Annotated in this window: 1 protein-coding gene; it reads left to right on the forward strand. The window is 44.1% G+C overall.

Translation table 11 applies throughout. The annotated features are described in order from the left end of the window. The coding region (locus NC238_14725) for a hypothetical protein (protein ID MCM1567161.1) at positions 1 to 2,358 on the forward strand (2,358 nt) is incomplete at its 5' end. Positions 2,359 to 2,614: the final 256 nt, after the last annotated feature.

The raw sequence follows: 2,614 nt of genomic DNA on the forward strand, positions 1-2,614 counted from the left end.
ATGAACGATGAGGAAACGCTGTATAAACTACTTCCTTCCATTTACCGCATCCGGGATAAGGAAAGTGGAGAGCCGTTCAGGGCACTTCTCCAGGTCATCGAGAATGAGATGGTGCTCTTAAAAAAGGATATTGACGGTCTCTACAATAATATGTTCATTGAAACCTGTAACGAGTGGGCAGTCCCTTACATCGGCGACCTTCTGGGAGTACGGGGCATTCATCCAGCGATCCCCGGCGTTTTCAGCCTCAGGCCTTTCATCGCCAACACGCTCCGCTATCGAAGGCGTAAAGGCACTGTTGCTGTGATAGAGCAAGTCGCCAGGGACATTACGGGCTGGCCATCGAGAGCAATCGAGTACTTCCACCTGCTTTCTATTACCCAAAATATGAACCATATCCTGCCCGATAGTACCACCATCGATTTTCGGGACACGGACGGCCTGGAACTCATTGACAGCTCCTTTGAAAAAGCAGCCCATACAGCCGATATTCGTCGAATCTCGGGAGATAAAAGCCGATATAATATCCCTAACATCGGGATTTTCCTGTGGCGCCTGCAAAGTTATCGGCTTGATAAAGTGACAGCCAGTGTTGAAACAGGCAGTAGCGATCCCGTATGTTATTTATTCAATCCACTAGGGCTTGAGGCACCGCTGTTCAACAACCGTGAGGAAGAGGATGATAATATCTCTCATATTGCCGGGGAGGCTGACACTCCTGGCAAACTTCGAAGGCTGCCTTTACAACAGGAACTAAAAGCACGTCGATGCGATATCCATCATAATAAGGATTTTGTCTGCACGTACTTTGGTAAACAAACTGACACCGATGACGTTAACAGTGTATTTGAAGTTTATCTGGATGATGAGCTGGTCAAGCCCGAAGAGATGGTGATCTGCAATCTGATTGATTCTAATAAAAGCCGGTGGGCAGGTCTACCAAAGGACATAAATTTTCTATGTAAAAATGAGGACGGAACCGCGGTTGAGATCAATAGAACAATAAAAGTAGCAGTAGATCCTGTCCGTGGAAGGGTAGCAGTGCCAGGCAGCGTTAAGCCCGGAACGGTTAAAGTAAGTTATGCTTATGGATTTAGCGGCGACCTTGGTGGCGGCCCCTATGACCGTTCTGAGTATGTCGATAACGCCTGGAGGGACCCGAGCGTGCAACATTTTGGGGTCACCTTAGAAAAAAATAAGCCAGACGAGGCAGGAGAAGTAACCTTTTTTGATAGTGTATCCAGAGCAGTAGATGCCTGGAGCAATAACTTAGCTGGCTCAAAAGGGGTAATATCCATTCTGGATAACGCTACATATACGGAAAATGGAGACAAACTGGAAATAGACTTAAAAGGCCGCGAACTGCTAATGATCGCAGCAGGATGGCCAGAAGAAGATGATCCCGACAAACCGGGCACTAAGATCCACAAACCTGAGAAGTTCAATACCTCTGGAAGAAGGCCTTATCTAAAGTTCGGAATATCAGTAAAGGATACCGGGGACGAGAATGCAAATCCGGGCAAGTTATACTTGAATGGGTTATTATTGCAGGGACCCATCGAGGTAGAAACCCCAGGCAGCATTTCTATGCTAGATATTACCCACTGCACAATCGTACCCTGGAAAAATGGAAGTCTGAAAAGCAGTATCATCGTTGATAACCAAATAGTCAACAGTCCAGAAGAAAGCAAGATCAAATCCAGATTGGCAATACACCTGAGCAGAAGCATTTGCGGCACTATAGTTTGCCCCAGTTCAGTCAACTGGTCAGAACAGACTTCTATCGTCAGCGAGCTGTCTATGACCGACTGTATAATCGACAGCTCTAAGGATACAGGAGCGGTTGCTATAGATGCATATAATACTCTGGTCAGTGCAAATGAATGCACTATTTTCGGGACGACACAGGCTGGGGTTATCATTGCAAACAATTGTATATTTAGTGGCCTGGTTACTGCAAAGCGGAGGCAAAAGGGATGTATACGCTATAGCTATGTCCCTTCCAGCTCGACTACTCCAAAGCGCTTCCGGTGCCAGCCTGACCTTGCTATCTCAAAACGATTAAAAGAGCTGAACAGTGCATCAGGACCGGCACAAATAAGCAGCCTTCCAGTGAAAGAAGGGAAAAGGATCATGGACATCGTGGTGCCCGTCTTTACTTCGTCAATATTTGGTGAGCCGGGCTACGGCCAGTTGAGCCGTGCATGTCCCGATGAGATATTTAAAGGAGTAGAATCCGGCGTAGAGATGGGAGCGTTTAATTTTTTAAAGCAAGCCCATAGATTAGCAAACCTCAGAGCCATGCTGGATGAGTATATGAGGTTTGGACTGGAAGCAGGAATATTTTTTGTTGATTGATAATAAGCTGCACTTAGTGTTTGAGTTTCTCAACCTGTTAATTCAAAATTTTCATAATGGAGTTCTTATAATAAAAGATTTTTATTCATTTTCTTTCTTAAAAATATCAATGTAAAAATAAGAAATTATTCTCTTAAACCCCGGATTAAGACTAATTATTTTTAATTGTAAATAAATTATATTTTATCTCTATTTTTGCGGAAAGATACTTGCAACAGATTTAACTCATTAAAATAAGGTTCAATAGCCTTTTTAA

The organism is Dehalobacter sp., from assembly GCA_023667845.1.
Classification (GTDB): Bacteria; Bacillota; Desulfitobacteriia; order Desulfitobacteriales; family Syntrophobotulaceae; genus Dehalobacter.